Origin of the sequence: Bradyrhizobium sp., assembly GCF_049512235.1 — a bacterium.
GTDB lineage: Bacteria > Pseudomonadota > Alphaproteobacteria > Rhizobiales > Xanthobacteraceae > Bradyrhizobium.
On sequence record NZ_JBEKXH010000350.1, the window covers coordinates 1 to 6,774 of the forward strand.

Sequence of the window (6,774 nt, forward strand, 5' to 3'; positions counted from 1 at the left end):
TGCCGCAGGACGGAGGCGGGTTCGGGAAGTGCTGGGTTTTCTTGGCATGTCCGCTGAACTTATAGATCACGATTCTGACACCGTAAAGATTTGCCCTTGACGGACCGGGTGTCGCTCCGTTCTTTACGATGTAAAGATGAGGGAAGAAGCAACCATGCAGCAGGAAACCAGGCAGGCGGATGACGCGATGGAGGCGGCGCGGAAGGCGCGCACCAATCTCGCGCCGATTCCGATGGAATGCGATGCGGACTTTCTCAAGGTGGTCGGCGAGTTGCCCAGGGAACTCAACGGCACGCTCTATCGCAATGGTCCCAATCCGCAGTTCGATGCACCGGGCGCGCACTGGTTCGTCGGCGACGGCATGCTGCACGCCTTCCATCTCGAAAACGGCCGCGCTAGTTACCGCAATCGCTGGGTCCGCACCCCGAAATGGCAGGCCGAACATGACGCCGGCCGCGCGCTGTTCGGCGGCTTCGGCCGCAAGCTCCCCGGCACCCCCGCCTCGGTGACCGACGATGGCGGCGTCGCCAATACCAACATCATCTTTCACGCCGGCCGGCTGTTGGCGCTGGAGGAAGGCCACCGGCCGACCGAGATCGAGCCGGGCACGCTGAACCGCCGCAGCTACTGCGACTACAATGGCGCGATCGCCGGCCCCTTCACCGCCCATCCCAAGATCGATCCCATAACCGGCGAGATGATGTTCTTCGGCTATAACGCTGCAGGACCGCTGACGCCTGCGCTCTCCGTCGGCTCCGTCAGCGCCTCCGGCGTGGTGACGCGCTTCGATCGTTTCGAGGCGCCTTATGCCAGCATGGTGCACGACTTTATCGTGACCGAACATCATCTGCTGTTTCCGGTCCTCCCCATTACCGGCAGCATGGCGCGCGCGATGCGCGGCCAGGCCCCTTATGCCTGGGAGCCCGACAAGGGTGCCTATGTCGGCGTCATGAAGCGCGATGGCGCGACCAGCGATATCGTCTGGTTCCGCGCCGAGAGCTGCTACGTGTTTCACGTCATGAATGCCTGGGAGGACGGCAGCCACATCATTGCCGACGTCATGCAGTTCGAGGAGGCGCCGCTGTTTCCGCATCCCGACGGCAGGCCGACCGACCCGACCAAGTCGCGCGCCCGGCTGTGCCGCTGGAGCTTCGACCTGTCAGGCAATACCGACCGCTTCACCCAGACCTATCTCGACGATCTCACAGGCGAATTCCCGCGCATCGACGATCGCCGCGCCGGCCTGCAAAACCACCACGGCTGGTACGCCTGCGCCAATCCCGAGGTGTCGATGTTCGGCGCGCTGTCCGGTGTGGTCCATGTCGACGGCAAGGGATCGCGTCTCGGCCATTATCTGCTGCCTGAAGGCGACACCCTCTCCGAACCGGTGTTCGTCGCGCGCGGCCCTGCGGCCGCCGAGGGCGACGGCTGGCTGTTGGCCGTGGTCTGGCGCGCCAGCGAAAACCGCAGCGACCTCGCGGTCTTCAATGCCACCGATGTCGAAGCCGGCCCGGTGGCGCTGGTGCAGCTCGGGCACCGGGTGCCCGACGGCTTTCACGGCAACTGGGTCGGAGCGGCGTGAAGTTAGATCGCGGCCGACCAGAGATCACCCTCATACCGGGGCATCGCCGCCGGGTCGGCGCGCCACGCGCCACCCCGGCGGCGATGAACCCGGAATCCGGAGGTCATGACGCTCCGGCCGCGCGCCCCGGAGCGCCCGGACTGCCGACAGAGTCGTCAGATTCGTGAACGCGTAGGTGAGAAATCGAGCCAGGGAGCGCCACGATGAAAGATGTCTTCGCCAAACTCGCCACCGACTTCTTCTCGACCATCCTGTTCCTCGTGCTGTACTGGATCATTGGCGACATCGTGCTGGCGACCGTCATCGCGATCGCCGGCGCGGTGGCTCAGGTGGTCTATAGCCGCGTAAGGGGCCAACCGCTCGGCTACATGACCTATGCCAGCATGGTGCTGGTCATCGTGCTTGGTAGCGCGACGCTGTTGACCCACGATCCGCGCTTCGTGCTGGCCAAACCCTCGATCGCGCACTTTGCCATTGGCGCGATCATGCTCAAGCGCGGCTGGATGTTGCGCTATGTTCCCCCGGTGGTCAGCAAAATCATCCCCGAATATGTCACCGGCGCCGGCTATGCCTGGGCGGCGCTGATGTTTGTGCTTGGCGCCGGGGTGATTGCGGCGGCAGCGACCGGCGATATCAGGCTGTGGACGATCTACGTAACGGTGGTGGCGTTTGGCGCGAAACTCGCGGCCTTCGGGGTGCAGTTCGCGGTGTTTTACCTGGTCATCAGCCGCCGGATGCGCGCCGGCCGCGTGACTGGAAGCTTTCACGCCACGCGAGTGCCGGCACCGGAGGGAAACACGTTAAAACGTGAGCTGGCCGCGGATGGGAACTGGAACCTCACCATGAGCACCCCGACGGGCGAGCGCGCCGTCACGCTGACCCTGCAGAGTTCGGACGGCAGGCTGACGGGGAGGACGCAGGGCGCCGACGGCAATGTCCGCGAGATCTTCGACGGCGCCACCAGCGGCGACGACGTCGCCTGGAAAATCTCGATCGCCAACCCGATGCCGGTGACGCTGGAATTCACCGGCACAGTTTCGGGCGACAGCATGGCCGGCCGGATCGGCATCCGCTCAAGGGGCCGCGTTCCCCTGTCATCCCCGGATATGTCACCGGCACCGGCAATGCCCGGGCGGCCCTGATGTTTGCGCGCGGCTGCGGGGTGATCGCGGCGGCGGCAAGCGGCGGTCTGAAATCCGTCAGTGATCGCGCTCGGCGCCGGGCTTGCCGCCGTCGCCGCGCAATAGGTTGCCTTTCGCCTGCTCGTCGGCAGCCGGTTGCGCGCCGCCGCGCCCGATCGTCGAGTTCGCATGAACAGCGCGTCCAGAAAACCGATCATGGGCTTGGGCCTTGAGATGGGCTATACCGCCGCCGCGAGCACCCCTGTTCCCGGAACCATTTGGTGTCTGCGAAGTGAATATATTGGAGAGATGGTATGACCGTGGACGGAAACTGGAACCTCACCATGAGCACCCCGATGGGCGAGCGGAATGCCACTCTGAGCCTTAAGAGTGCGGGGGGAACGCTGACGGGGACGCAGGGCGCCGACGGCAATGTCGGCGAGATCTTCGACGGCACCGCCGAAGGCGACGACGTCGCCTGGAAAATCTCGATCACCAACCCGATGCCGCTGACGCTGGCCTTCACCGGCAAGGTCTCCGGTGACAGCATGTCCGGCGAGATGGGTATCGGCCCGATGGGAAGCTTTCCGTTCACCGGCACCCGGGCCTAGAATGCCACGTCGATCGTCCCGGCGGCTCGCCGGGAGGACCGCCGTTGATGGCTGCTTCGCCCGGATTTTAGTCCCGAGATCATCGCCATTGGCACGATGCTGTTGGCCCGCAATTCTCGGGTCGAATCCCAATTGCAACCCCAGGTTTGGCAGATTACGATCCGGCAAATTATTTTGCTGGAGGGAGCATTGGCACTCATTCAACACGTGGCACTCGTATCGGAGTCGAATCTCTGCAAGATGAACGATCTGCTGCGTGTCTCCGCGGCCATGCAAAAGCAGGCAAGCCGTGACCTCGCGCCGATCTGGGACGTATCGGCGACAGTGGATGTATTCGCGAAACTCCAGGATGTGCCGGACGGCTATTGGCCGATGGTCATCAGGGACAACATCGGCTACAGCGCCGCGGGCATCCATATCGACAAGGATGGCCAGCCGTTCGCTCTTATTGCCGCCTCCGATAGCGTCGACAAGTGGTCGCTGACGGCAAGCCACGAAATGTGCGAGATGGTGGTCGATCCCTCCGGCAACAGGCAGGAGACCGGCGATTCGCCGAAGCCCGGACAGGGACGGGTTAGCTTCCTGGTCGAGGTCTGCGATCCCTCGGAAGCCGCCGATTTCGCCTATAGCGTCAACGGCATCCTGGTGTCGGATTTCTTCACGCCGAACTATTTTGATCCGGTGACGGCATCCGGCGTGCGATATTCCTACACCGGCGCGATTACCGCGCCCCGACAGGTGCTGCGCGGCGGCTATCTGTCATGGAAGGATTCGGTGGATGGACATTGGTGGCAGCAATCCTGGTTCGATGGTGGCGCGCCGGCGTTCCGCGATATCGGCGCGCGCGATGCCAAATCGGCCAGCATCCGCGGGTTCGTCGACCGCCTGACCGCGCAGCGAACGGCGCAGGCCATCGATCGCGGCAGGGTCACCGCGCAGAGCGCCGGCCTTACGGTGGCGCAGGCACAGAAATCGCTGACAGGCAATGCGACGATGTGGCGCCAGCAAATCAGCGAGATCCTCGGACGGCCGTCGACGCGGCACGGCAGCGCCAAAAAGGTTGCAAAGAAAGCCGCGCCCAAAAAGAAAGCCTGAGCGGAACCCGGCTTCGCTTTTCCTCAAAAGCGCGGGTTTATGTGTTGATTTCGGCCACAGATCAGCCGACTTTCGCGACAACCTTCATCGGCGCGAAAGGGTACCCATGACAGAGCAGAAATCCAATCCCGCGGGCAAGGCGCGCGCGGCGTCGATTCACGCCGAGATCGACCGGCTCACCGGCATCAACAAGGCGCCCCTCGAAGGCGAGGAGCCCGGCAATACGGCGGAGAAAGCCCCGCCCTCGCCGCGCGACTTCATCCATCAGTGGATGGTCGAACACGACAAGAAGCCCGGTGAAAAGTGAGTCGAAGCGCCGGATTGCGCCGGGCTTCCCGGCATCGCACTTCGCGGGAAGAGGGTTGCGGTGAGGCAGGCTACAAACTCGGAGCGACGTCGGGGAGAGTCCCCCTCACCCGATCACTTCGTGATCGATCTCTCCCCGTGCTGAGCGGCCGCAGGCGGGGCGAGGTCACGTTGCGCGCAAGCGGGACGAGGTCCAAGACTCACCCCAGGTTCAACTCCTTGAAGAAGTCGTTGCCCTTGTCGTCGATGATGATGAAGGCCGGAAAATCCAGGACCTCGATGCGCCAGATCGCTTCCATGCCGAGTTCGGGATATTCCACCACCTCGACCTTCTTGATGCAGTGCCCGGCCAGATTCGCCGCAGCACCCCCGATCGAGCCGAGATAAAATCCACCATGCTTCTTGCAGGCCTCGCGCACCGCGGCCGCGCGGTTGCCCTTGGCCAGCATCACCATCGAGCCGCCGGCGGCCTGGAACTGGTCGACGAAGGAATCCATCCGTCCGGCCGTGGTCGGGCCGAACGCGCCGGAGGCATAACCCGCCGGCGTCTTGGCCGGGCCGGCATAATAGATCGGATGGTTCTTGAAATAGTCCGGCAGCGGTTCGCCCTTCTCCAGCCGCTCGCGCAATTTGGCATGGGCCGAATCCCGCGCCACGATCATGGTGCCGCTCAGCGACAGCCGGGTCTTGATCGGGTGCGTCGACAGCGTCGCCAGGATTTCCGCCATCGGCTGGTTGAGATCGATCTTTACCACTTCGCCGCCAAGCGACTGCTCCACCGCGGGCAGATATTGTGCCGGGTTATGCTCGAGCTCCTCGAGATAGACGCCGTCCCTGGTAATCTTGCCGAGCACCTGGCGGTCCGCCGAGCAGGATACGCCAAGCCCGATCGGCAGCGAAGCGCCGTGTCGCGGCAGCCGGATCACCCGCACATCGTGACAGAAATATTTGCCGCCGAACTGCGCGCCGACGCCGAGCGACTGCGTCATCTTCAGGATTTCCTGCTCCATCTCGAGATCGCGGAAAGCATTGCCGTCGGCCGAGCCATGGGTCGGCAGCGCGTCGAGATATCGGGCGGAAGCAAGTTTTACGGTTTTCATGCAGAGTTCGGCCGAGGTGCCGCCGATCACGATCGCCAGATGATAGGGCGGGCAGGCCGCGGTGCCCAAGGTCAGCACTTTCTCCTTCAGGAAGGCCAGCATGCGATCCCTGGTCAGCACCGAGGGCGTCGCCTGGAACAGGAAGCTCTTGTTGGCGCTGCCGCCGCCCTTGGCCATGAACATGAACTTGTAGGCCTCATCGCCTTCGGCGTAGATCTCGCACTGCGCCGGCATGTTGTTGGCGGTGTTTTTCTCCTCGTACATCGACAGCGGCGCGACCTGCGAATAGCGCAGGTTGCGGCGCAGATAGGCATCGCGCGCGCCCTCGGACAGCGCCGCCTCGTCGTCGCCATCGGTGAGCACGCGAAAGCCTTTCTTGCCCATGATGATGGCGGTGCCGGTATCCTGGCACATCGGCAACACGCCGCCGGCGGCGATATTGGCGTTTTTCAGGAAGTCGAAGGCGACGAACTTGTCGTTGTCGCTGGCCTCCTTGTCATCGAGGATGCTGCGCAACTGCTTCAGATGCCCCGGCCGCAAATAGTGATTGATGTCGCCGAAGGCGGCCTCGCTGAGCGACCGCAGCGCCTCGCGCGACACCACCAGCATGTCCTTGCCGAGCACCCTCTCGACCCGGACGCCCTCGGTCGTCAGCTTCTTGTAGGGCGTGGTGTCGGCGCCGAGCGGAAACAAAGGCGTGTGCCTATAGGGCGGAACGGGCTTTGGATCCGGGATGGCGGTGGGGGCGTTCATGGGTTTGCTCGCAGGTTAGCGGGGCGGGAATAGCAAAACGCTCACTTGTTGGCTTGGTCGAATAGATGATCGGGATTAAGAACCGCCACTTGCGTTGAGCTCTTTCTTCGTAGCGTATTCCACTATCGGGAAACGCTCTTCGCCTTCCGCGCGAAGTCGATCCTGTATTCCCACCAGGGTATCCAAGGTCGCATCGCCCCGAATCC

The 6,774-nt window shown here is 63.6% G+C and carries 6 protein-coding genes and 1 pseudogene; 6 read left to right on the plus strand and 1 reads right to left on the minus strand.

Annotation, left to right across the window (positions count from 1 at the left end; genetic code table 11):
• Nucleotides 1-187: 187 nt before the first annotated feature.
• From ABSG20_RS25805 to ABSG20_RS25830, 6 genes and pseudogenes are all read left to right on the plus strand, one after another.
• Nucleotides 188-1,582 carry a carotenoid oxygenase family protein gene (locus ABSG20_RS25805; RefSeq protein ID WP_423867322.1) on the plus strand — a complete coding sequence of 465 codons (1,395 nt, stop codon included), beginning with the start codon at nucleotides 188-190 and terminating at the stop codon, nucleotides 1,580-1,582.
• 203 nt (nucleotides 1,583-1,785) lie between these two features.
• Nucleotides 1,786-2,325: pseudogene (locus ABSG20_RS25810) on the plus strand (inner membrane-spanning protein YciB); the annotation flags it as partial.
• 69 nt (nucleotides 2,326-2,394) lie between these two features.
• The gene (locus ABSG20_RS25815; protein ID WP_423867323.1) at nucleotides 2,395-2,724 is read left to right on the plus strand and encodes a hypothetical protein; all 330 of its coding nucleotides are present in this window, start codon (nucleotides 2,395-2,397) and stop codon (nucleotides 2,722-2,724) included.
• 293 nt (nucleotides 2,725-3,017) lie between these two features.
• Nucleotides 3,018-3,314 carry a hypothetical protein gene (locus ABSG20_RS25820; RefSeq protein WP_423867318.1) on the plus strand — a complete coding sequence of 99 codons (297 nt, stop codon included), beginning with the start codon at nucleotides 3,018-3,020 and terminating at the stop codon, nucleotides 3,312-3,314.
• Between the two features lie 189 nt (nucleotides 3,315-3,503).
• On the plus strand, nucleotides 3,504-4,409 hold the full coding sequence (locus ABSG20_RS25825; RefSeq protein ID WP_423867319.1) for a hypothetical protein: 906 nt from the start codon (nucleotides 3,504-3,506) through the stop codon (nucleotides 4,407-4,409).
• Between the two features lie 106 nt (nucleotides 4,410-4,515).
• Nucleotides 4,516-4,716 carry a hypothetical protein gene (locus tag ABSG20_RS25830; RefSeq protein ID WP_423867320.1) on the plus strand — a complete coding sequence of 67 codons (201 nt, stop codon included), beginning with the start codon at nucleotides 4,516-4,518 and terminating at the stop codon, nucleotides 4,714-4,716.
• Between the two features lie 199 nt (nucleotides 4,717-4,915).
• Here the strand turns inward: ABSG20_RS25830 and ABSG20_RS25835 are convergent, their stop codons facing one another.
• The gene (locus tag ABSG20_RS25835) at nucleotides 4,916-6,568 is read right to left on the minus strand and encodes a fumarate hydratase (RefSeq protein ID WP_423867321.1); all 1,653 of its coding nucleotides are present in this window, start codon (nucleotides 6,566-6,568) and stop codon (nucleotides 4,916-4,918) included.
• Nucleotides 6,569-6,774 lie beyond the last annotated feature (206 nt).

Coding starts and splice junctions, on each gene's coding strand:
- ABSG20_RS25835 (WP_423867321.1), bottom strand. CDS start 6,568: ATGAACGCCCCCACCGCCATCCCGGATCCAAAGCCCGTTCCGCCCTAT.
- ABSG20_RS25830 (WP_423867320.1), top strand. CDS start 4,516: ATGACAGAGCAGAAATCCAATCCCGCGGGCAAGGCGCGCGCGGCGTCG.
- ABSG20_RS25820 (WP_423867318.1), top strand. CDS start 3,018: ATGACCGTGGACGGAAACTGGAACCTCACCATGAGCACCCCGATGGGC.
- ABSG20_RS25805 (WP_423867322.1), top strand. CDS start 188: ATGGAGGCGGCGCGGAAGGCGCGCACCAATCTCGCGCCGATTCCGATG.